The following is a 23,925-nucleotide window of genomic DNA, read 5'->3' as shown; positions in this document are numbered from 1 at the left end:
TGTCCCGTCCATGGACGGATTGTCTCAACCGCATCCGAAAAAAAAGGGGCCGCATAAAGCGGCCCCAGGGAAAACCTCGAGAGAGTAGACCCGAGGACAACTCAAAGATAGCGGCTAGACGTTGCCGTCATTGTTGTTGCCGCCATCCAGAATACCGGGCTCGATGGGTGCGACGAACACGACACTCGCATCATCGCTTTGCGGCGCATTGGATGATCCGCCATCAGCAAAAAGGTCTTCTTTCATGCTGACCAGTTCTTCCACATTGAGGGCGCCGCTACCGTCCGTATCTGCATCGTGGACCACTGCCCCGCCGCCGCCGGCAAAAGCGTCGGCAGATACGCCCACTAGCTTCACCGCGTCGTCATCACCCAAATGAACAATCGTGTCATTACCATCGGCAATGAAATTCACATCGTTCGGGTCGTAGCCACTTAGGACAAGTTGATCGATCCCAACTTCGAAGTCGTGGATCGTATCGACACCATCGCCCTTGGCGTGGAAGAAAACGTCCTTCTCTCCATCGCCCTCGCCGCCGATCTCACCACCCCAAAGATCGTCTCCACCGACGAAGTTGCCGACAAGCAATTCTTCTTCCGTGGAGAACATAACGTCGTTGAAATCGTGATCGCCCAAATTGGGAAGATCCTCAAAGCCTGTGACATCAACGCCGCATTCACGGAATTCTTCTACATGGTCCAAGCCATCCGGGTTCAGACTCTGATCCGAATAATAGGCATCGAAGCCACGGCCGTTCAGGGTGTTGCCGTTTTGCTCGACGACCCATTCGCCCTGACCGTTCTGCCCAAAGGTAACGCTGTCACCGTCTGAGAGCCCGTGGTTCAGCCGCGCTCCATCGGGGATCAGGAAATAACCAACCTGATCGGCATCGAACCCATCGAGTTCAATACTTTCGGTATCCCCCCGATCCGTATCGTTGGCATTGGCCCAAAGAACCTTCCCGACCGTTGGCTCACCGTCTTCGCCCTTTACGTAATAACCGATGGTATTGTTATAGCCGGCACTGGAACTGACAAAGGTTGCGTCCAATGTGCTGTGAACGTCGATTTCGCCATCATCCGTCCCGCCGACGATCCAGTCATTACCGGCATTTCCAGCGACGTCGTCATTGCCGGCCCCGCCATGCAATTGATCGTCACCGGGAACATTCTCAATGTCGGTCACCGGGCGCAGGGAAACATTGTCCAAAAGCGCGCCTTTTTTGCTAAAATCACCAATTCCTTCGAACATCAGCGTATCGGTACCGTCGCCGGAACCTGCAATCAGATCGAAGGAAAATGTTGATACTCCATGCAAGTCGGCAACTTCCGCCACCACTTCGCCGTTCCAGGACACACGGAACCCGTCTGCTTCCTGATGGTTGGCGCCACGTCGGCCCGCCGTGTCGAAGTTTAGATGGAGGGCCTGGCCCGGTTCCAATCCGTCCACCGACTGGGAAATCTTTGTGAACCCTTTACCTTCGGCATCTATGACCTGATTGCCTCTGTCATCCCCCCCCATGCGGGAAAGACGAACCTCAACCAGACTGTCATGCACATGCCATCCCGGCACGTCCAGATTCCCGCCGACTCCTGTGACTCCAGCCTCGAAGTCGCCGTTGACGAGAAGGTTGCCGCCCAACGCGCTGGTCGTGGTTCCCGTACCATCGCCCTGGATGACATCATCGCCATCATTGCCGTAAATGACGTCGGAGCCACCCCCGCCTTGCAGGGTATCGTCACCCGCTTCACCGGCGGGACTCGGCACGATTTCCAAGACACGGGTGACGACCGCAGATTGGTCCGTTGCACCGTCGTCCGGATCTGTATCCGTGCTTTGCGCTTCGACCGTTACGGTGAAAGCGGGTTGATCCGCATCCACCGTCAGGACAAGACCATTCAACTGCACGCCGGTCAGAACGGCGATTCCGCCCACGATCGGGATGATATCGCCCTGTGCGTTGCTCAGCGTTCCCGTATCGGGAAGGCCACTCATCGTAAGCGACAGGCTTTCCGAACCATCCAGATCCGTCAGGCCGGCACTAATCTCGAACGAGATATCACCGGTCCCCGCATAATGGTCGCCATAGATAACGTCATCACCGGCTTCGCCCTTGATGTCGTCGTCACCACCTCTTCCATAAACGGTGTCGTCGCCACTGCCGGCGAGTATTACATCATCGTTTGCGGTGCCGCGCATGACATCGGCGCTGTCCGTCCCGGCGATAGCCCCCTCGCCGGCCCCATGGCCGCTATTGCCGGGGGAATTGCCCATGTTGTTGTCGTTCCCACCGGCGTTCTCGGCATTGTTATGGTGCTCGCTTCCACCCGGGGCATTGTCATCGCCGTTACCCCAACCATTGTCGTTGCCGCCGCCGGCCCCCGTCGCATCGTCGACCACCGTTGCGGAAGCCGTCAGCGTCGGGTCATCGGCAACCGCATGAACAACAACAGTACCCGTCGCAACCGAGTCGGTCGTGGTCCCAAGCGCTATATTCTCGACCCGGGCGGTAACCTGTAAGCCTTGAATGTCGTTGCTGATATTCGCACCGCGTTGGATCTGCAATCCTTGCAGCGCGTCCACACCCACGGTCGCCGATCCATCGATGACGGCAATCTCGATGCCGCTCGCGTCGAACAATGTGACATCCGCCGGCAGGTTCGAAATCGTGACATCCACGACCTGCAGGAACTCCGACTCCCCAATCGGGTCCACCGTTATCACCAACGGGATCATCGCGTCTTCATCGCCTTCGGCAGACACGGTGACGGTAGCCTGCGCATCCAAAGGCGCATCAATGGTAATGCCTTGGGTCGCCGACGCCGTATCACCATCGCCGTCCTGGATGACATAGGTGAACCCGGCATCTGCCGCCGCGGTCAAGTCGCCGACAGCGTTCAAGTCCGCGTCAAAGCTCCAACTGCCATCGGCATTCACCGTCAAGGTGCCCAACTGGGTCTGTACCGTGTCACCCGCGGGCGCCGTCTGCTCGACACCATCCGCATCCGTATAAGTGAAAGACACAAGCACACCGCCATCGGCCCCGGCATCGTCATTGTCCATGACATTGCTATCGACGGAGTAATTGCCTTCCTGCAGCGAGACACCGGTATCGTCAGAAGCTACCGGGTCATCATCCGTTACATTGATTGTAACCTCGGTTGCCGTCTGGGTACCGTCGCCGTCGGTGATGACGACCGGGAACAAAATTCCTTCGATCGCCTCGCCTTCCGCGCCGGTGTGATCCAGCGAGGATTCAAGCGTGAACGTGTAATCGTAGGTCGCGTTGCCTTCGGCATCCGCCAAAGCGACATTACCAAGTTCAATTGTGAACACGGTCCCGCCATTGGCCGTCGCGGTGACCGTCTTACCGTCTTCGGACACACTGTAAGACAATGCCGTCCCGGCGGAGGTCAGGCCGCGATCGGTCAGCGTCGAAACAATATCGGCCGAGAACACGACCGGATCTTCCGAGGCAGGACCGTCCGGCCCGAAGGCGACTTCCGCCTGCTGGGTTAGAACGACCGCACCGTCTTCCAACCCGGCTTCCGCAACCGTGCCGCCGAAAACATCCCCTTCCGGGTCGATCGTCGGCGCTGAACCGCTGTCGATGATCTCAATCGCCTGTACCGCGGAAGCAACGTCTCCATCACCATCCACAATGCTGTAGGTGAAGCCGTCGGCCACCGGACCATCGGTCTGATCCGCCGCCTCGTCGGCCGTATAGCTCCACGTGCCGTCCGCGCTAACGGTCAGCTTGCCGTACTGGGTATCCATCTCCTGACCCAGAACGCCTTGCTGCGTCTCGCCGGTGTCGTCCGTATAGGTGAAGCCGGAAACCGACAGCCCGTTGCCGTCGTCCGCGCCAAGTTCCGCGCCTGCCAGAAGGTCACCTGTCGTCGCGACTCCGCCGGACTCCGCAACTGTCACCACCGTATCGTTGGTCAATGTCGGCACATCGTCCTTGACGAACAAGTAAGCGCTCGCCTCACCTGTCGTTCCGTCGCCATCGGTTGCGACGAAGGTCAGCGGCATTGTGCCCGTCGTATTCTCACCAAAGGCCGGATAATGGTCGATCGGACCGGACAAGCTCACGTCATACCGGAACCCATCGGTCGGGTTGCCGCTCACAGTCACAGTCAGGATCGTCTCGCCACCCGCCGTAGCGGTCATCACAGTCCCGTCTTCGGAAATTGAGAATTCGAGGTCTTCACCGCCGGACTTCAGAGTAACCTGGTTCAGCAGGTCTGCCGTCGACTGCGCGATCGTCACCGACGCCAGACCGTCGACCCCCACATTGACCAGGATGGTATCGCCAACCGTCGTCGGGCCGGTCCCGTCCGTACCTGTCGACAGATCATCTTCGTCTAATCCGACCCTTGTGAAGTCACTGCCCTGGCCGAAGCTGACCACCGGGGCATGATCGTCGGTCAGCGTAATGCTTTGGACCGCCGTCGCCTCGTCGCCATCCGCATCTCTGACGGTATAAGTGAACCCGTCTTCCGCGCCTGCCTCATTGTTCGGCGCTGCACCCGGCGTATACGACCAAGTGCCATCCGCGTTCACGGTGAGCGAACCATATTGCGTATCGACCGTCGATCCGGCATCCGCCGTCGCAGACTCGCCGTTCGCATTCGTATAGGTGAACGCGGCAAGCTCGCCGCCATCCGCGCCAAGATCGTCATTCGACAACAGATTAGCCGCACCTTGGGCCGTGCCGACCGCGCCGGCATCTTCCTCAACCGTAACCGCCGCGTCGTCAGACGCAACGGGACCGTCATCCGTGATGGCGATCGAGGTATCGGCACTCGACTGCGTGCCGTCGCCATCCGTGGCAACAATCGTGATCGGCAGGGACAGATCCGCATCACCCGCCGGGTGGTCCAACGCGCCCGTCAGGGTCGCATCGTACCGGAACCCATCGGAAGCATTGCCGCTGATCGCAATCGTCACAACGGTACTGCCGTTCGCCGATCCAATCAGTGTCAAACCATCGTTGGAGAGGCTGAAAGTGACCGCCTCACCGTTTGACGTGAAGCCCGCCGCATCGAGATCCGCCGTCGTATCTGCCAAAGTGACCGAACCAGCACCATCCGCACCAAAGGTGACCTCGATCGTCTGACCCGCCGTATCGGTAATGTCGGCTTCCTCGACCGTGGCGCCACTGGTGCTCAACACCGGCGCACCGCTATCAGTGATCGTGATCCCCTGCGTGGCGCTGGCTTCGTCGCCGTCCGCGTCGCGAACCGTATAGGTGAAGCCGTCAGAGACCCCGCCTGCATTGTTCGCGGCGACGCCCGGTGTGTAAGACCACGTGCCGTTCGCATTAACCGTCAGCGACCCGAACTGCGTGGCAACCGTGCTGCCGGCCGATGCCGTCGCCGGCAGGCCATTGCCATCCGTATAGGCAAAGGAGACAAGTTCGCCGCCATCGGCCCCCAAGTCATCATTCGCCAAAAGATTATCCGCGCCCGAATCCGTGCCGACAGCATCGGAAGCTTCTTGGACCGACACCAACACGTCGTCGGCGGCACCCGGTGCATCGTCGGTTACATTGATTGTAACCTCGGTTGCCGTCTGTGTGCCGTCGCCGTCGGTGATGACAACCGGGAAGAGGATACCGTCGATCGCCTCGCCTTCCGCGCCGGTGTGATCCAGCGGGGATTCCAGCGTGAACGTGTAATCGTAGGTCGCGTTTCCTTCGGCATCCGCCAAAGCGACATTACCAAGTTCAATTGTAAACACCGTCCCGCCATTGGCCGTTGCGGTGACCGTCCTGCCATCTTCGGACACACTGTAAGACAATGCCGTCCCGGCGGACGTCAGGCCGCGATCGGTCAGCGTCGAAACAGTATCGGCCGAGAACACGACCGGATCTTCCGAGGCAGGACCGTCCGGCCCGAAGGCGACTTCCGCCTGCTGGGTCAGAACGACCGCACCGTCTTCCAACCCGGCTTCCGCAACCGTGCCGCCGAAAACATCCCCTTCCGGGTCGATCGTCGGCGCCGAACCGCTGTCGATGATGTCGATATTCTGGATCGCAGAGGCGACGTCTCCATCACCATCCACAATGCTGTAGGTGAAGTCGTCGGCCACCGGTCCATCGGTCTGATCCGCCGCCTCGTCAGCCGTATAGCTCCACGTGCCGTCCGCGTTAACGGTCAGCTTACCGTACTGGGTATCCATCTCCTGACCCAGAACGCCTTGCTGCGTCTCGCCGGTGTCGTCCGTATAGGTGAAACCGGAAACCGACAGACCGTTGCCGTCATCCGCGCCAAGTTCCGCGCCTGCCAGAAGGTCACCCGTCGTCGCGACCCCGCCGGACTCCGCAACCGTCACCACCGTATCGTTGGTCAATGTCGGAACGTCATCCTTGATGAACAGGAAAGCGCGGTCCTGGCCTGTGGTCCCGTCTCCATCCGTTGCGACGAAGGTCAGCGGCATTGTGCCTGTGGAGTTTTCTCCAAAAGCCGGATGATGGTCGATCGGACCCGAGAGAGTTACATCAAAACGGAAGCCATCGGTCGGATTGCCCGTGACGGCCACCGTCAGGATCGTCTCACCACCGGCAGTGCCGGTCATTACCGTACCATCCGCCGACAAGGTGAAATCGATATCCGACCCGCCGGACTTCAATGTCGCCTGGTTCAGTATGTCGACAGTTGATTGGGCTATCGTGACCGATTCCAGACCGTCGGCCCCAACCTTGACCAGGATGGTATCGCCAACCGTCGTCGGGCCGGTCCCGTCCGTACCTGCTGCCAGATCATCCTCATCCAGATGGAGGAAGATGTCCTTCTTGCCCGTTCCAAAATCGACAACCGGGGCGAAATCATCCGTCAGTGTGATGCCTTGCGTCGCGGTCGATTCGTCACCGTCGGCGTCGCGAATTGTGTAGGTAAATCCGTCGGACGCGCCTGAGGTATTGTTCGGAGCCGCACCCGGCGTGTAGGACCAAGTGCCATCCGCGTTGACAGTGAGCGAGCCATATTGCGTATCGACCGTCGATCCGGCGTCCGCCGTTGCGGACTGACCATTTTCGTCCGTATAGGTGAAAGAGGCGAGTTCCCCGCCATCCGCACCCATGTCGTCATTCGCCAACAGGTTCGCCGCACCCTGGTCAGTACCGATCGGGCCGGCGGATTCCTTCACGACAATGGTTGCGTCATTCGCAGCGACCGGACCATCGTCCGTGATCGCGATTGATGCGCCGGCACTGGTCTGCGTCCCGTCGCCATCCGTGGCGACGATGGTGATCGGCAAGGACAGATCCGCATCACCGGCCGGATGATCCAGCGCGCCCGTCAGGGTCGCATCGTAGCGGAATCCGTCGGTGGCGTTGCCGCTGATCGCAATCGTCACGACGGTGCTGCCGTTCGCCGATCCAATAAGTGTCAAACCATCGTTGGACAGGCTGAAAGTGACCGCCTCACCATTTGACGTGAAGCCCGCCGCATCGAGATCCGCCGTCGTATCCGCCAAAGTGACCGAACCGGCACCGTCCGCACCAAAGGTGACGGAGATATCCTGACCCGCCGTATCGGTGATGTCGGCTTCGTCGACCGTTGCCCCTGTTGCACTGAGGGCCGGTGCGCCACTATCCAGAACTTCAATTGCCTGGACTGCGGTCACTTCATCGCCATCCGCATCGGTCAGCGTATATATGAAGCCGTCGGCTTCCGGCACGTCGTCGTTATCAGCGGCATTCGTCGCCGTGTAGGACCAGGTTCCGTCTGAATTCACTGTCAGCGTACCGAATTGGGTCGCCACCGGCGTACCGAATGTGCCGGCCTGCAGATCACCATTTACGTCGGTATAGGTGAAACCGGTGAGGGTCACGCCATCCGCCCCCTCAGTGACAGATGCCAGGACATCGCCGCCGATCGCCTGTCCGCTGGCTTCTTTCACCTGCAATGCGTCGTTTTCGGCAATGCTCGGAACGTCATCCACAACGGTGACCGAGAAACCGCGGCTGATATTGCTGTCCCCGTCCAAGGAAACGGCATCGCCATCCGCATCGAGAACGCTTGCAATTGTCGCGGCCGACGGAGAAGCCGTCACTGTAAAGCCCAGATCGAGAGAATTCTGACCGGCGCCTGTCGGGTGGTCGAGCGGCGCCATCAAATTGAAATCGTAGGTGCCATCGGCTTTCACGGTCACGGTAAACACCGTTTGCCCGCCCGCGGACGCGGTAATCGTTCCGGTCGCGGGATCAAAGGCGCTGTAGGTCACCGCAACGCCGTTTGACGTCAAACCTTCCGGCGGCGTTCCGGATAGAACCAGATCGAAATCGCCAACGTTAAGCGCATCCGGCGCACCAGGTGCCGGGCCATCCGTTCCATAATCCAGAGTAATCAGATCGCCGGTCAGGCCCAGACTGCCTGAGACAACTGTCGCTTGGCCGCCATCGGATCCAGCAGCAAGATCGTCTTCGTCGACGGAGGCGTTTTCAGCAGACAAGGTCGGCCCGAAGGACACGACTTTCGGCATGCCATCAACGACGGTAACGTCGAACGAAGCCGATGCGGTCGAACCGTCCGCATCCTCTGCTTGGACCGTGATCGGCAAGGCGAGCGTATTCGCCCCTTCCCCGGCGGCATGATCCAGCGGCCCCTGCAGATCAAAACTGTAGGAATAGCTATCCCCTGCCGTCACGATTTCCACCACAAAAACCGTCACCGGGGGTGTTCCAGCCGTCGCAACGATTTCGGTACCGTCGGCGGAAAGCTGGAAGGAGAGACTGTCGCCACCGGAGGTGAGGCTGAGCGCATCAAGATCGGTCAGCGTGGTCGTCGCGAAAGTGACCGGCGCGCCGGAAGCGGCCCCATCGTCGCCAAAATCAACCGACAGCAATGCATCAGGGAATTCGATCGGCGGAATGACAACATCGAGCGTTTCTTCCCCGAAGGTGAGCGGGATCGCCGAAATTTCCGGTATTGTGTCCACTGTGGGCGGCGTGGGAATTGGCCCTGGGCCTGGACCCGGGCCACCTCCACCGCCAGAGGCGGAAGCACCGCCACCGCCACCGCCGCCACCGCCGCCGCCACCGCCGCCGCCACCGCCGGGCGTGGTGCCGCTGGATTGGCCATTGCCACTATCGAAACCGCTGTCCCCGAAGGTCGCACCGAAGCCGAAATTCGTGACAGGCGCGACATCACCAGCACCAGCGGCCGTTTCGATTCCGTCCAGGGTTTCGGCAAGCGCCGTCATATCGCCGGCCAACTCGAGCAGCTCGGCAGATGAAATCAAGGTCCCGCCCGGCTCGACAAAGTTTGGCGGATTCTCCCCAAGCGCCATCCCGACAAGTGCGGACAGTGTAATCTGTGCGCCGTCGTCGAAGATAAGAATGATGTCGGTTTCGGTTTGGAGAACTTCCACTTCATCCAATTTGAAACCTAGGATGACGGTCTGCCCGGGTTCAATCTCATACTCGTCCGTTTCGCCTGGAAGCGGGCGCGGCACTTCGAGGGCCGTGCCATCCTGCGCGGACGTTAGCTCGACTTTTTCTTCCCCATCGCTGGTAGCCTCGAACCGGGCCTTCATTTCCGTAAAGGCCGGCTCCGGCTGGAGAAGCAAGGGCGGGTCGTCGGTAAAGGCATCGGGCGACGGACCGGTGAGTTCAATCGTGCCGCCATTCGGCAAGCTGATGGTGATGATACTGCCGTCACGCGTAATCGTCGCGCCGGTGACATCAAAACCGGGCCGCAATGCCTGGCCGGGATCCACATCGATACGAACGGTTTCACCCGGCGCCACATCAGCGACATCCAGGGCTGACCCTGCCCGTTCGTGATTTTCCGAAATATAGTCAAAGGCGCTGTCCGCACCATTGGTATATCCGGCGACGGGGATCGAATTCTCTACGGCCATCTGTCGAAATACTTTCCATTTTCAATTGTGGGCCCAAAAAATCGAAAAAAAACATTCCGAAAAACCGGGCCACATATGCAGCAGACGCATCATCAAGACGCATGTCCGCCGAGACTGCTTATGGACAATACATATGGGCATTTGAAGCGTGAGAGCCAAATAATTGATAAATATTTATCTAAAATTTTAGATAATTCCTTTTTATTAATTGAAAGAGACGTTAATCCAATACGTTATCTCGTTCTTGCGGAGTGCGTGTATTGAGGGATGACGCCGCATTGGCGGCCAGGCTGACATGGGTCGGCACAGACGGGGCGCCGGTCATTAGCGTTTTTATTGGTCCGGCGTCGATCCGTCGCCCAACGTTCCACCCCAGGGCATATCCAAAATCATGGAGCGGGCGGGCATGCCACTACCGCGCGCACCGTCGTCTACGACAAAATGTGGATCCGTCGCACGCCCTGCGGTTTCGGTCGGGGGAATTACATTCAGACCTGAACTATCAAAAATATCGTCGTTCAGACCGGACCCGTCCTCGGATCCACCTTCCCCGGCTGGCGACGCGCTTGCTGGTGGATTAACAGGCTGAGCCACTGGTGGCGCAGGTGGAAGCGCCGGCAGTGCCGTCGGCGGTTCCGGCTCCGGAGCCGGGGTCGTTCCAGTCGATTGACCCTCCGGCAGTGGTTGCAACGGTGGTTCGGTCGTTTGAATGGACGGCAAAGGCGCGGGTTCGTCTATGGGTTCAACCCTTGCTGACGGCGGTTCCACCGGATCGACGGTTGTTTCGGGGGCAGGCGCCCCCAGCGATGGTGGCGTCAGACTTTCGGGAGCCCTTTCCTGGAGCGCGGGAACGGCCGGTTGCTCCAACCCGGGAGCGTTGGGGGGCGCCAGAGTTGCCGCGTCCTCCTCCAGACCCGTGTTGGGCACATCACCCGCGCCTTCGGGCGCTATCGGCGCATTCGGGTCCAGAACCGCATTCGGATCGAGAACTGAATTGGGGTCCAAGACAGCATTTGGATCAATGATCTCCCCCGGCGTGGAAAACGAGTTCGGATCAAACACGGGGGTTGGTGATTGGTCTAAAACGCCTGGCTCAAGCGCAGCGCCCTCGACGTCCCGCAAAGCCTTCCGGCGCGTAAAATCCGGGTCGGTCAACTGACGTTCCTGGTCGATTTCATATGGCTGAATGGGGTCGAAAGGCGTCGTGGCCTCTTCGATCGGCGTCACATCCATGGAGGCGAGCAAGGCCCCTGCAGTGGCCAATATCCGGTACACGGCGAAAATCTCTGCGAACTCGGAACTAATCAGGGTTCCTTTGGCAAGGAAGTATTCATTCTCCGCATCCAACAACTCCAGCAAGCTGCGACCACCCAAATCGAATTGCTGGCGGTAGGTCTGCCGTACCTGATCGTTCGCATCGACTTCCTGCGTCTGCGCCGCAACCCTTTCGCGCGCACTGATCAATGCGTTCCAGGCGAGACGCATTTCTTCTTCAGTCAAGCGCACGGCACGGTTCAGACGTTGTCGGTTCTCACCAATGCGTGCCAGAAATTCCTTCCGCCGGTTTACGTCCTGAAAACCGTTGAAAAGGTTGTAGTTCATTACGACAAGCGCAGTACCCTCATAATCGGCTCCGACGGTTCCTTCCCGATTATCGTCATAGCCGCCGCGCAATTCGAGTTCCACGGTCGGCAGATACCCCGACTTAGTACCGTCGAATTCGGCCCGCGCCGTCTCAAGATCCGCCCTGAGGACGGAAATGGTCGGATTATTCTGCAAGGCGATGTCCACCGCACCGGCAATGCTGATCGGCAAAGCCCATGTCGGCGCAAGCGGGCGGATCAACTCTTTCGGATTCTCGCCAACGATCCGGGTATAGGTCGCATCCGCATCCCGCAATCGCGTTCTGGATTCCGTAAGCGTCGATTCAGAGGCCGCCAAACGCGAGCGTGCTTGCTGAATGTCCGCAACCGTCGCCGCCCCGCCGGAGGCCTTTGCCTCGACCAGTCCCACCGTCTGCCGATGAGCGTCCACGTTGTCGGAGGCAAGTTGCGTCAATTCCCGCTGACGTAAGGCTTCCAAATAGGCTTCGACCGCATCCAGAGCGATAAATTCAGACGTTTCTCGGACCCTGCGCGAGGCCGCAACCAGCCGGGATTTTTGCCGCTGTACTTCGTTCCAGGTCTCGTCCCCGTCGAACAGCATCTGGGTCAATGTCAGACTGGACTGGAATGTACCCAGGGTCTGGCTTCGGCCGTTGCCGAGGGTACTGTCCCTGCCCCGGGTGGTACGGTCGTTCGTGTATTCAGCCCCATAGGCGGTTCGCAGGTCGAGCCTCGGCAAATAGCCGCCTCTCGCTTGGTTCAATTCATGTGTGATGGCCCGTCTGCTCTCCGCGACAATCCCGATGTCGGGATTCGTCTGCAGCGCGCCCCGCACCGCATCTTGCAACGGCAAGGCAAAGGCCGGCAGGGACGAGAACAGCAAAAAGCCGAGACCGAGCACGGCTGAAGAGCCGCGCACGAGGTCCGCGCCCGCATTTACAGCGTCACGGCCGAGCAAAACCCGCCCGTGGAATTGTGGTAGAAAAACCCTCAAAAAGTTTCTCTCTAAAACTGCACCGCCAAGACAAATCCAAGTAAAACTATCGAGTCTTGGATATCTAATCACTAAACCAATACAATAAAACTTCCAAAAGAATTCACGAACAAACTCCGCTACCCCGCCAACGCCTATCCCACGCTTGGGATACGAACGTTAGCAGCAACTTCTGGAGAATCCAGCGTTTGAAACGGCCGAAACTCAACGCTAAGCGACGCCCCCACCACCTTAAGACACAGCCCAACCATCACAACGCAAATTCTCAATAAGTGCTGGCGCGGCCGGGCGACTTCGCCGCTTGTCAGTCCCGGTTCAAGGGCTTACCGTCACGCAACAGATGATGTCGCCGACGCGCCGAAAAGAGCGCTAACGGACGGCGCAAGTAGCAAAATCCGTCAAGGACCGCAACTGCCTGGGGAGGCGCATTGCGGGTACCGGGAGACAGGGGTCGATGAGGGATACCGGGGCATGACGGACACCGTTCCGTCCTTGGTGGTTGAGGATCTTCACAAAAGTTTCGGCAGCGTCGAGGTGCTGAAGGGCGTTTCCGTCACTGCGCGGAAAGGCGATGTCATTTCCATGCTGGGCTCGTCAGGATCCGGCAAGAGCACGTTCCTCCGCTGCATAAATCTGCTTGAAACACCGAATTCCGGCAAAGTCACGGTCGCTGGCGAAACAATCGCGATGATGCAGACCCGCGGCGGTCGGACCGTGCCCGAAGACAACAAACAGGTTGAGCGGATCCGCACCAAACTGGGCATGGTCTTTCAGGGCTTCAACCTGTGGAGCCATATGACGGTGCTCGAAAACGTCATTGAAGCCCCCGTTCACGTTCTGGGCATGAAGAAACAGGACGCGGTAGAGCGCGCCAATGCCCTGCTGAACAAAGTCGGCATTTATGAGCGGAAAGAATATTATCCGGCCCACCTGTCCGGCGGCCAACAGCAGCGCGCGGCCATCGCGCGAGCCTTGGCGATGGAACCGGAGGTTCTGCTTTTTGACGAACCGACGTCCGCGCTTGACCCGGAACTGGTGGGCGAGGTCTTGAAAGTGATGCGGGATCTGGCGGTTGAAGGACGCACGATGATCGTCGTGACCCATGAAATTGGCTTTGCGCGCGACGTTTCCTCGGACGTGATCTTCCTGCACCAAGGACGTATCGAGGAACAGGGGGCCCCCAACCAGGTTTTCGACAATCCGTCTTCTGAAAGGTTCGGGCAATTTCTGGCAAAGACGAGGGAATAGGATTCGAACCGTTTTCGAGGCGAACGCGACGCCCGGAGCATTGCCGAACAGGTGGTTCGTGTAGTTAGCTTTAAACAGGCGCGGTGGTCTGACAGGGGTCAACGGCCGCGCATGCAACTAGGGAGAAAGTAAATGCTTTTGAAAAAGCTGGGTTTAGCTGCAGCCGCGGGTGCGTTCGCTCTCGGTCTCAGCATGCAGGCGCAAGCTGAAGACGTTCTGCGTATCGGCGTTGAGGGCGCCTATCCTCCGTTCTCCGAAAAGACCGCCTCGGGCGAGCTTATCGGGTTCGATATCGACATCGCGAACGCGCTTTGCGAAGAGATGGGCCGGAAATGCGAACTGGTCGAACAGGATTGGGATGGAATCATTCCCGCCCTGCTGGCCAAGAAATACGACGCCATCATCGCTTCCATGTCGATCACGGAAGAGCGCAAGAAGCGCGTCGACTTCACCATCAAATACTACAACACGCCTGCCAAATTCGTTGCTGCCGAGGGTACGGACCTGTCCGACACGCCGGAAAGCCTTGCCGGCAAGCGGATTGGTGTTCAGCGCGGCACGATCCACCAGTGCTATATGGAGAAGATGTTCCCGAATGCCGAACTCGTTCTTTACGGGACCCAGGAAGAGGTGTTCCAGGACCTGGGCGCCGGTCGTTTGGATGCGCAGATTTCCGACTCCATTCAGGCGCTTGAAGGCTTCCTGAACACCGACGCCGGTAAAGGCTATGCCTTCCTGGGCGGCGACCAATTTGACTTGGAATGCCACGGCGAGGGTGCGGGCATCGCGGTCCGTAAGGGTGAAGACAAGCTGCGTGCAGCTTTCAACGACGCGATCAAGGCGATCCGTGCGAATGGCACCTATGCCAAAATCAATGCGAAGTATTTCGACTTCGACATCTACGGCGCCCCGGCCGGCTCCTGATTACCAGGATGACCGTTACGGGTACCAACTGAGTATCATCGAAGGGGAGAGGCCAGCGCCTCTCCCCTTTTTGACTTGAACGACAAAACAGCGCGGATCGACGGATGGACGTTCTTTTCGAATACCGGGGACTCCTTTGGGAAGGGACGGTCGTTACGATTCAGCTGGCTATCGTGTCCGTTATTCTTTCCGTGCTTCTGGGCTTGTTGGGTGCTGTCGGGAAGCTGAGCGAAAACCCGGTCGCGCAGAGTTTTGCAGGTGCTTATACGACATTGATCCGTGGCGTTCCCGACTTGGTTCTGATGTTGCTGCTGTTCTATGGCGGACAACAATTGGTCAATGATTTCGGCGATGCGACAGGCCTTTGGGGCTATGTCGAGATCAACCAATTCATGGCGGGCTCGCTGACCATCGGCTTCATCTTCGGCGCTTACATGACGGAAACCTTCCGCGGCGCGATCCTGGCCATTCCGCGTGGGCAGATCGAAGCGGGCATCGCCTGCGGCATGAGCCCTTCGATGCTATTCCGGCGCATTACCTGGCCGCAAATGGTGCGTTACGCCCTGCCCAGCTTCCGTAACAACTGGTTGGTTCTCATCAAATCAACAGCGCTCGTTTCCATCATCGGGTTGCAAGACGTTGTCTATATGGCCTTCACGGCCGGCCGATCGGTTCGGCAATTGTTCACCTTCATGTTCGCCGTTCTGATCATATACCTACTCCTGACCGCTCTTTCCGAATTGGGTCTTCGCAGACTTGAAATCAAATACAGTGCCGGCGTCCGGCAATCGGAAGGGGCCTGACCATGGCGGAAGAAACGCGCAGCATCATGGATCCGATCCGCGCTTTCAGCGAAGGCGCGTCACCCTTGGACTTCATGGCGGTCCTGGACAATTTCGATCGGTTCCTGATGGGGGCCTGGGTCACGCTAGAACTGACCTTCCTGGCCCTATTACTGGGCGGCATGCTGTCCATCCCTCTAGCGATAGCCCGTGCTTATCGGCATCCGGTGCTGAACGGGCCGATTTGGTGTTACACCTATTTCTTTCGCGGGACGCCGCTTCTGGTTCAGACTTATTTGATCTACTACGGTTTGGCGCAATTCGATTTTATCCGCGAGAGCATGCTTTGGAAGCCGATCCTGAGCCAGGCTTGGTGGTGCGCACTGATCGCTTTCACACTCAACACCGCCGCCTACACGACCGAGTTCCTGCGCGGCGCCATTGAAGCGACACCGCATGGCGAAGTCGAGGCCGCGAAGGCGGCCGGCATGTCCTATTGGACACGTATCCGCCGCGTCATTTTGCCGAATTCTTTCCGCCGCGCCCTGCCGGCCTATTCCAACGAAGTGATCTTCATGCTTCATGGCTCCGTCGTGGCCAGCACGATCACGTTGCAGGATATCCTTGGCGTCGGGCGTTGGTTGAACGGGCGTTACTACCTGGCCTATGAAGGTTTCGTCGCCGCCATGATCCTATACATGATCCTTGTTTTCGGGATTTCCCGGATCTTCAAATGGTGGGAGCACAAATGGCTTGCCCATCTTCGGCCGCGTGTCGAATCAAAAGGCGAACCGGCCGCTGTGGTCCAATAGCGGTCTCGCAATGCCAATCCGCGAGCAGCATTTCACGATTGCGGCGCCGCCCGACTTCGAACTCGGGCTTCCACGGGAACCTCTCTCCTACTCAGTCTATACCCCCGAGGATGGCGAGGGAGGCGATGCAGACGCAAAACGGCCGTTGCTGTTCTTCATTGGCGGCTTCGGTTTTCGGCGGGACGGTGACTATGTAGCAGGAAAGCTTGTTCCGCATTTGGTGTCGAAAGGGTTTGTTACGGTGACGGTCAGTTACCACGGCAGCCTGGTTCGAACCACAAGCGACCCTTCCTTCACCGTGCGCCCGGACTGGTTCGACGACTTCCGCCGCGTATCCGGCGTGACCGTGCCCGACGACCCCAAGGCGGTAATTGCCTTGTTGCGGGCAAACGGCGTCGCAGAATTGCCGCCCGAATTCAGCGTGATCAAACATTGCGGCAATGACTATGAGTCGTTCGGGACGCTGGGGGCTCTGGATCATCTGCAGGTCTATGGCGACATGATCCGGCGGGGCATTGCCTTCGATCGACAGCGTGTTGCCGCTTTCGGCACCTCTCATGGCGCTTACTTGGCAATGATGATGCTGAAATTCGCTCCGCACACCCTTTCCGCCGTGATCGAGAATTCTTGCTGGGTGCATGCCATCGAGACGGAGATGAACAATCTTTGGCAGCCGCACCGGCACCATTTCGATGCGGGCGGCGTGCGTGTCTACTACAGCAATTTTTCCCCCTGGACCCGCGACGATCCGTCGGACCCGGGCCACCTGAAACCGGCCCATCTGGAAATGCGGGACCTTCGTGGAGACCACTACAGGGGTGCATCGGGCGCTGCCGTCATCTCCTATCACGGTGCGGACGACCAGATGATCCCGGCGGACGACAAGCGCGGCCTTTGGGACAGGTTGAAAACCCATGTCGACCTGCGCACCACGATGGTCACGGCGGACAAGGTTGACGGCCGTTTGTTCAAGAACACGTTGCACGGATTGGACGCATCGTTGATCGGCTTGTTCGACGATGCCATGGCACGCTTGGGTGATATCCCTACCAGACCAGGCGACGATTTTCAGAGGGCTGAGATGCGGACGCTCAAATGCGGGGGGGCTCAATACGAAATTGATTATCGCACCGATTGCAGTTTCCGTGCTTCGCTGCGTTGACTGCGTGACACACACATTCGTCGCGGGATCATAAGATAATTGCCGTGCATCTCACGTCCTGCGGTAACAGAATAAACCAAATAAAAACTTTCCGGGGAGGCATCCGTGGCTGAGAAGTTCGGGATTGGCATTGTCGGCGCAGGCATGGCCGCGAAACCACATATGAAATCTTTTCAGGATCTTGCAGGCGAGGTTTCGGTCCGAGGAGTCTTTTCCCGCCGGCCGGAGGCGCGCGCCGCCTTCTGCGCCGACTGGGACGTGCCAGAAGCAACCTCCATCGACGACATGCTGCAGGATTCCGCTCTACATGGTCTGTTGATTATGACACCGCCCAATGCACGGGAAGAGCTGGTCGCCAAGGCAGCCGCCGCCGGCAAGCACATCCTGATGGAAAAGCCGGTTGAACGGACAACGGAGGCAGCCAAGCGGATTGTCGAAACGTGCGATCAAGCCGGTGTAACGCTTGGCATCGTTTTTCAACATCGGTTTCGCGCCGGGTCCTTGGCATTGCGCCGCTTGATCGACGAAGGACAGCTTGGCCGGCTGGCGTCCGCTTATCTGGTGGTCCCATGGTGGCGGCCGCAAAGCTATTACGACGAACCGGGACGCGGCACTTATGAACGGGATGGCGGCGGTGTCTTGATCTCCCAAGCGATCCATTCCATGGACCTGCTGTTATCGTTGACCGGCCCCGTCGCATCGGTCCAGGCCATGGCCGGTCAATCGGGCCTGCAAAAATTCGAGGCAGAGGATTTCGTCGGCGCCGGGATGCGCTTCGCCAATGGGGCCAACGGGGGCCTTATCGCGACAGTGACCCGCTATCCCGGGGAACCGGAATTCATGGCGCTCAATTTCGAGAACGCCTCGACCAAGATCACGGGCGGTACATTGGAAGTGGATTGGCGGGACGGTCGCTCGGAAACCTTCGGCGAACAAACCAGCACCGGTGGTGGTGCCGACCCGATGGATTTTCCCCATGACTGGCACAAGGCTGTCATCGAGGACTTCCTCGCCGCCGCACGGGCGGGACGCCAGCCCCAATCCAACGGCCACACAGCCTTGGAAGTGCACAAATTGATCGACGGGTTGATCGCATCCTCCAATGAAGGTCGGCGCATCGACCTGGGAGCGCAGGAATGACGGGCGTCGCCGTCATCGGCATCGATCATCGTCATGCCTATGGCATGCTGGGCGGGATGCTCGACGCCGGCGCGCATGGCATCGGTTGGTGGACAGAAGGATCGCCGAAGACACTGGACGGTTTCACCAAGCGATTTCCCGACCTGCCCCGCGTTGCCGACCGCCGCGCCCTGCTGGACGACCCGAACGTTCACATGGTCCTGATCTCGGCGATCCCCGGCGATCGGGCAGACCTTGCGATCGAAGCCATGCGGGCGGGCAAGGATGTGATGGTCGACAAACCCGGCTGCATCTCGCAGGAGCAACTGGACCGCATCATTCGGACACAGGAGGAAACCGGGCGCATTTGGTCGGTGGATTTCTCGGAACATTTCGAGGTTCCGGCCGTTGCGAAAGCCGCCGAATTAATCGCGCACGGACAAATTGGCAAGGTCGTGCAAACTGTTGGCTTGGGGCCGCACCGGATGAACGCGCCGATGCGTGATCCCTGGTTTTTCGACAAGTCCCGCTATGGTGGAATTTTGACGGATATCGGGTCGCACCAAATCGACCAGTTCTTGTTCTTCACCGGTTCCGAAACGGCGGAAATCGTCCATGCCGGGATCGCCAACCATAACAACCCGGACCATCCCGACTTTGATGATTTCGGGGAAATCGTACTGCGCAGCCCAAAGGGACACGGCTACATCCGGCTCGACTGGTATACGCCGGACGCGTTACCGAATTGGGGTGACGGACGCCTGACGATATTGGGGACGGAAGGCTATATCGAACTTCGGAAATACGTCGATGTCGCCGGGCGCGACGGTACCGATCACCTGTTCTTGGTCAACAGGACCCGCTGCGAATACATCGATTGCAAAGACGTGCCGATCACCTATTTCCAGACCCTGATGAACGATATCCAGGATCGGTCGGAAACAACCATGAAGCAGTCCCATGCATTCGAGGTGACGCGGCTGGCCCTGCGCGCCCAGCAAAAGGCAAGCGGATGACGACAGGGCGGATCAGCTGAAGGTGCCGGTCCGCACCAACGCGCCATCCCGCATCCATGGCACCCCGTTCGCGATGACGCTATTGAGGTCCCAATTCTTGTCGAACAAGAGGATGTCGGCGTCGGCGCCCGCTGCGAGACAACCCTTGCCTGAAAGCCGCAGGATCCGAGCAGGATTACACGTGATCAACGCCAGGGCTTGTTCGGGCGGCAGCAAACCGTCCCGCACTATCTTTTGGAAAGTCCCCAACAAAACACGCGGTTGCGCCACCTGCATGCTGACGAATTTTCCATCCTCATCATACACCGGCAAGGAACCGCAGGCGTCCGAGGAGAGCGTAATATTCGCCAATGGAACATCCGCTTGAAGCAGCGCAGTGACGGCATCCCAGGCCGTCGCACCGAAAGCCTTTGGCGGTTCGTCTGGCCCGGCACCGACCGTGATGTCCACCGGCGCTTGCCGACCAAAGATTTTGGCTTCGTCCAGGATATGGGCATTCCGGTTAACGTGGGTCGGATAGAACTTGTTAAGCGTTAAATCGCCCGCCTCCACGGCATCATAGATCGGCCTGAACGGATCGGCGCCATCACCCATATGAACATGGACAATGCCGACCTTGCCGCCCAGCAATCCACCCACATGGGCCGATTTACCAAGTTTGAGAAGCTCGGTCGTCGTCGGGGAGGACGAGCGGTGGTCCGAAACGGCCACCTCGCCGACACCGATGACTTCCGACAGATAACAGAGGTCAGTCTCGACCCCACCCGTCACGGTCGGTGCGGGGACTTGATAAGAGCCTGTATAGCAATAGCTGCTCAATCCTTGGGCCCGGAGCGATTTCGCCTTCATCAACACGCTGCCGACGGTGCGGGTGACCCCATCCGTTCCGAGGCACCCGACGCAGGAGGTCGTCCCTGCCTCAGCCAAAGCCTTCGGCTGAACTTCCGGCGTCCGCGTTTCGGGTCCGCCATCACCGCCGGCACCGGCAATGTGGACATGACCATCGATAAAGCCGGGGGTCGCGGTCAAAATGTCGCCGTCGACGATTTTGCAGTCAACGCCCCTAGGCGGGTCGATGTTTTCCGAGAGGCCGAGAATCCGCCCGCCGCCGATCAGAATATCCCGCCGGCCCAGCGGTTCGGGTGCATAACATTCGACGCCTTTGATCAGATGCATGGGCGCCACTCCTTCCTTATTCAGGTTTAGTCTTCCAGCAGAGCCCCCGCCTGGCGATAGCTCAAGCTTTCGGTGCCGGCGATCTTGGCAATATTGTCACCCGGTTCGACAAGTTTGTCGCTGAACCGGGAGAACATGATGCCATCCGTTCCCGCGAATAGATCGAGGCGCGCACCAACCGGGTCGACCGCGGCAGGATCATAGAGCGTCGCTACGATCTCGCCCTTGGCGACTCTATCGCCTACGTCCCTATGGTATCCAACGATGCCGGAACGCGGCACCCGAACCAGGTCGACCGCGTCCAGCATTGAAACCGGGTTGCTCAGGGTCGGCACCGGTCCCGGGTCCCCGGCAATCACCTTTTGACGTTGCAGGAACCGATACAAAGCCTCGGCATCGGCGGCGGCATATTCTTCCAATACATCCGCCTGCCCGCGCAGTTCGACGGTAACACCGAAACAGGCAGCCGGCAGGTCCGCACCGCCTTCAAGATAGTCGCCGATTGTCCACCAAGGCTTGGCATTCGCCTCGTCGAACGCGCCGCCGCCAGCTTCGACTTCCAGCAGGTTGACCGGGGACCCCAGCTCCGCGCCCAACACCTCGACCATATCCTTGTGCCGGACATTGGTATAGGTGTGCAACGTCGCCTCACTGTCGCAATGCAGGTCCAGGACAAAGTCCGCATCAATGGAAAGCCCGAGCAGGATAGCCCGCCATTCCTGGTTCCGTGTCCGGCGGGGTAGCTCCGCGGCGGCTTCGCGCAAGGCGGCACGAACCGTCCGAACCGCCTCGGTCTTGTCTTCCGGCAAGGATCCGCCGAGCTTTTCGGCAGCTGCCTGCGACAGATCCGGCCAATTGCGGTTGAAGTTGCCGCTGCCGTCGTAGTCGTACCGGCCAGTCACATGTCCCCCCATGCGCTGGGCCAGACCGGTCGGATTCGCATAGGGCAGCACGACGATCTCGCCCAGGATCTCACCGCGTTCAGAGGCCTCGTCCAGCATCGGGATCAGCTTCTGTACGGTCAGGACGCTCGGCCATTCATCCGCATGAAGCGCCGCATGAATATAGGCTTTCGGCCCGGTCCCCGGTGCCCCATACCGATGGACGATCAAGGAACGGGATGTGCCGGGAGCAGGCGACATCAAAGGGATTTCTTCGGTTTGACGGGACATTCTAGCCTCCAGGCAAGCGGTTACCGGCAATCGATATCCGCGCCGGAACCGCTGCGCAAGCTGGGCATTCAACGCGATGACCCGGCCCTGGAACAGCAATGTTGCCGAAAGCCCGATTGCGGTGGTCGAAAATACCGTTTACCTGCGACGGACCATGTTCGAACCGATCATAGACCCCATCTTCTATTTGGCCGCCATTCCCGCGGTGCTGATCGCCGGCATCGGAAAGGGCGGCTTTGGCGGTTCCATCGGTATGCTGGCGACACCGCTGATCGCGTTGACCACTTCGCCGCTCCAGGCTGCGGCGATCATGCTCCCGATCCTGTGTGCGATGGATATCATGGGTCTGTTGGCCTACCGCACGAAAGCCAGTTGGCCGAACCTGCTACGCATGGCGCCGGGTGCGGTGGCCGGAATCGTGATCGGCACATTGACCTTCGATGTGATGAGTGAGGATTTCATCCGTATCCTGATCGGCGGAATCGCCATCGGCTTCACCATCAGCAATCTGATCAAGAGCAGCCGGAACAAGAAGCCGGCCGGCCCTTCCTGGGTGAAGGGATCAATCTGGTCCTGCGTCTCGGGATTCACGAGTTTCGTCGCCCATGCCGGTGGCCCGCCGGTGCAGGTCTATCTATTGCCGCAACGCATCGACAAAACCCTTTATGTCGGCACGACGGTCTGGTTCTTCTTCCTCGTAAACTATGTGAAGCTGATTCCTTATGGGTTCCTCGGCCAGTTTTCCACATCCAGCCTGGGTACGTCCCTTGCCTTGGCGCCGTTGGCGCCGCTCGGGATATGGCTGGGGTTTAAACTGCACCACCGTGTGAACGAGGTTCTGTTTTACCGCATCATTTACGTGTTCTTAATTCTCGCCGGGGCAAAACTGCTGTTCGACGGTTTTTCCGGCTTGCTCGCCAACTAGCGGACCAAGCTTCGGAAGCTCGTCCAAACCACGCATGGCGATTGGTTTTCAGTTGCGCTAATGTATTGCCCTACCGGGCTAAGGTTGGGACCCGGTATGCAGCTGAGTTCAGGGGAGAAGAATTATGGCGGAACAAGACAGCCAGGACGACAAATACCGTCTTGTAACCAGAAGCGATTTCGACGGTTTGGTTTGCGCTGTCCTGCTGCGCGAGAACGGGCTAGTGGACCATGTCGCCTTCGCGCATCCGAAAGACATGCAGGATGGCGTCGTCAGCATCACCAAGCGCGATATCACGACGAACCTTCCCTTTGTTCCCGGATGCCATCTAGCCTTCGACCACCATGCGTCGGAAGCAGTCAGAATCACCGAGCGATCAAACCATATCATCGACCCGCACGCCCCGTCGGCCGCCCGCGTGGTCTACGATTTCTACGGTGGGAAGGAGACCTTCCCAACCATCAGTGAGGATTTGATGGCAGCCGTCGACAAATCCGACGCAGCAATGCTTGAGATGGAAGACGTAACGGATCCGCAGGGATGGATTCTGCTCGGTTTTCTGATGGATGCACGGACGGGACTGGGTCGGTTCCGGGACTTCCGCATCTCAAACTACGAACTGATGATGAAGTTGATCGATCTGGTGCGGGAAAAGACGATCGAGGAAATCCTTGAAGATCCCGACGTTCGGGAACGTGTCTCCCTTGTGAATGACTATGAAGAGCGGTTCAACGAACAGCTGAAACGCTGCACCACCGTGCATGACAATGTCGCGGTCCTGGACCTTCGTTGGGAAGACAATATTTGGCCCGGCAACCGGTTCAAAATCTATACGATGTTTCCGGACTGCAATATCTCCATTCACATCATGCGTGGGCGGGAGAACGTGAACACCGTTTTCGCCATCGGAAAATCAATCTTCAACCGCAGTTCCAAAACCAATGTCGGGGAATTGTGCTTGGCCTTCCGAGGCGGCGGCCATCATGCGGCGGGAACCTGCCAGGTCGCGAACGGCAATGCGGAGAACGTCAAGAACGCCTTGATCAAACGCATGGTGATGGACGGTTAAGTCCCGTCGCCGTGTTCAAACGACGATTCCTGTCGTCCCAGGACGTTTCCTT

General features: G+C 58.8%; 13 protein-coding genes. 9 read left to right on the top strand and 4 right to left on the bottom strand.

What is annotated here, in order from left to right:
• Positions 1-114: 114 nt before the first annotated feature.
• Together EOI86_RS00630 and EOI86_RS00625 are read right to left on the bottom strand one after the other, a co-directional pair.
• Entirely contained in the window at positions 115-9,870 is a 9,756-nt protein-coding gene (locus tag EOI86_RS00630) for a T1SS-143 repeat domain-containing protein (protein ID WP_127763215.1), read from the bottom strand.
• 333 nt (positions 9,871-10,203) lie between these two features.
• A complete protein-coding gene (locus EOI86_RS00625; RefSeq protein ID WP_161973636.1) occupies positions 10,204-12,468 on the bottom strand; it encodes a TolC family outer membrane protein in 2,265 nt (754 codons plus the stop codon).
• Between the two features lie 471 nt (positions 12,469-12,939).
• Here EOI86_RS00625 and EOI86_RS00620 point away from each other — a divergent pair, with 471 nt between their 5' ends.
• The 7 genes from EOI86_RS00620 (at position 12,940) to EOI86_RS00590 (ending at position 19,531) form a co-directional block, all read left to right on the top strand.
• On the top strand, positions 12,940-13,716 hold the full coding sequence (locus EOI86_RS00620; protein WP_127763213.1) for an ABC transporter ATP-binding protein: 777 nt from the start codon (positions 12,940-12,942) through the stop codon (positions 13,714-13,716).
• Positions 13,717-13,848: 132 nt separating this feature from the next.
• On the top strand, positions 13,849-14,640 hold the full coding sequence (locus EOI86_RS00615) for an ABC transporter substrate-binding protein (RefSeq protein WP_127763212.1): 792 nt from the start codon (positions 13,849-13,851) through the stop codon (positions 14,638-14,640).
• Between the two features lie 104 nt (positions 14,641-14,744).
• A complete protein-coding gene (locus tag EOI86_RS00610; protein ID WP_127763211.1) occupies positions 14,745-15,443 on the top strand; it encodes an ABC transporter permease in 699 nt (232 codons plus the stop codon).
• A 2-nt stretch (positions 15,444-15,445) separates the two neighbouring features.
• Positions 15,446-16,234: an ABC transporter permease gene (locus EOI86_RS00605; RefSeq protein WP_240035539.1), complete on the top strand. Its 789-nt coding sequence runs from the start codon at positions 15,446-15,448 to the stop codon at positions 16,232-16,234.
• Between the two features lie 10 nt (positions 16,235-16,244).
• Complete coding sequence (locus EOI86_RS00600; RefSeq protein ID WP_127763210.1) at positions 16,245-17,396, top strand: DUF2920 family protein; 1,152 nt, start codon at positions 16,245-16,247, stop codon at positions 17,394-17,396.
• A 105-nt stretch (positions 17,397-17,501) separates the two neighbouring features.
• On the top strand, positions 17,502-18,536 hold the full coding sequence (locus tag EOI86_RS00595) for a Gfo/Idh/MocA family protein (RefSeq protein ID WP_205032011.1): 1,035 nt from the start codon (positions 17,502-17,504) through the stop codon (positions 18,534-18,536).
• Positions 18,533-19,531: a Gfo/Idh/MocA family protein gene (locus EOI86_RS00590; protein WP_127763209.1), complete on the top strand. Its 999-nt coding sequence runs from the start codon at positions 18,533-18,535 to the stop codon at positions 19,529-19,531. Before EOI86_RS00595 ends, EOI86_RS00590 begins: the two co-directional genes overlap by 4 nt.
• A gap of 12 nt (positions 19,532-19,543) precedes the next feature.
• On the opposite strand, the gene iadA is transcribed toward EOI86_RS00590, so the two are convergent.
• A complete protein-coding gene (iadA, locus tag EOI86_RS00585) occupies positions 19,544-20,707 on the bottom strand; it encodes a beta-aspartyl-peptidase (protein WP_127763208.1) in 1,164 nt (387 codons plus the stop codon).
• A gap of 26 nt (positions 20,708-20,733) precedes the next feature.
• A complete protein-coding gene (locus tag EOI86_RS00580) occupies positions 20,734-21,879 on the bottom strand; it encodes a succinylglutamate desuccinylase/aspartoacylase family protein (RefSeq protein WP_127763207.1) in 1,146 nt (381 codons plus the stop codon).
• 76 nt (positions 21,880-21,955) lie between these two features.
• On the opposite strand from EOI86_RS00580, the gene EOI86_RS00575 reads away from it, so the two are divergent.
• Positions 21,956-22,804 (top strand): sulfite exporter TauE/SafE family protein, encoded by an 849-nt coding sequence (locus EOI86_RS00575; protein ID WP_240035538.1) that lies wholly within the window; start codon positions 21,956-21,958, stop codon positions 22,802-22,804.
• A 124-nt stretch (positions 22,805-22,928) separates the two neighbouring features.
• Positions 22,929-23,873: an exopolyphosphatase gene (locus EOI86_RS00570; RefSeq protein WP_127763206.1), complete on the top strand. Its 945-nt coding sequence runs from the start codon at positions 22,929-22,931 to the stop codon at positions 23,871-23,873.
• Positions 23,874-23,925 lie beyond the last annotated feature (52 nt).

The sequence above is a fragment of the Hwanghaeella grinnelliae genome (assembly GCF_004005845.1).
In the GTDB taxonomy this organism is placed as follows: domain Bacteria; phylum Pseudomonadota; class Alphaproteobacteria; order UBA8366; family Aestuariispiraceae; genus Hwanghaeella; species Hwanghaeella grinnelliae.
The sequence above is the reverse complement of the archived record's forward strand: the minus strand, read 5'-3'. Positions and strand labels throughout refer to the sequence as shown.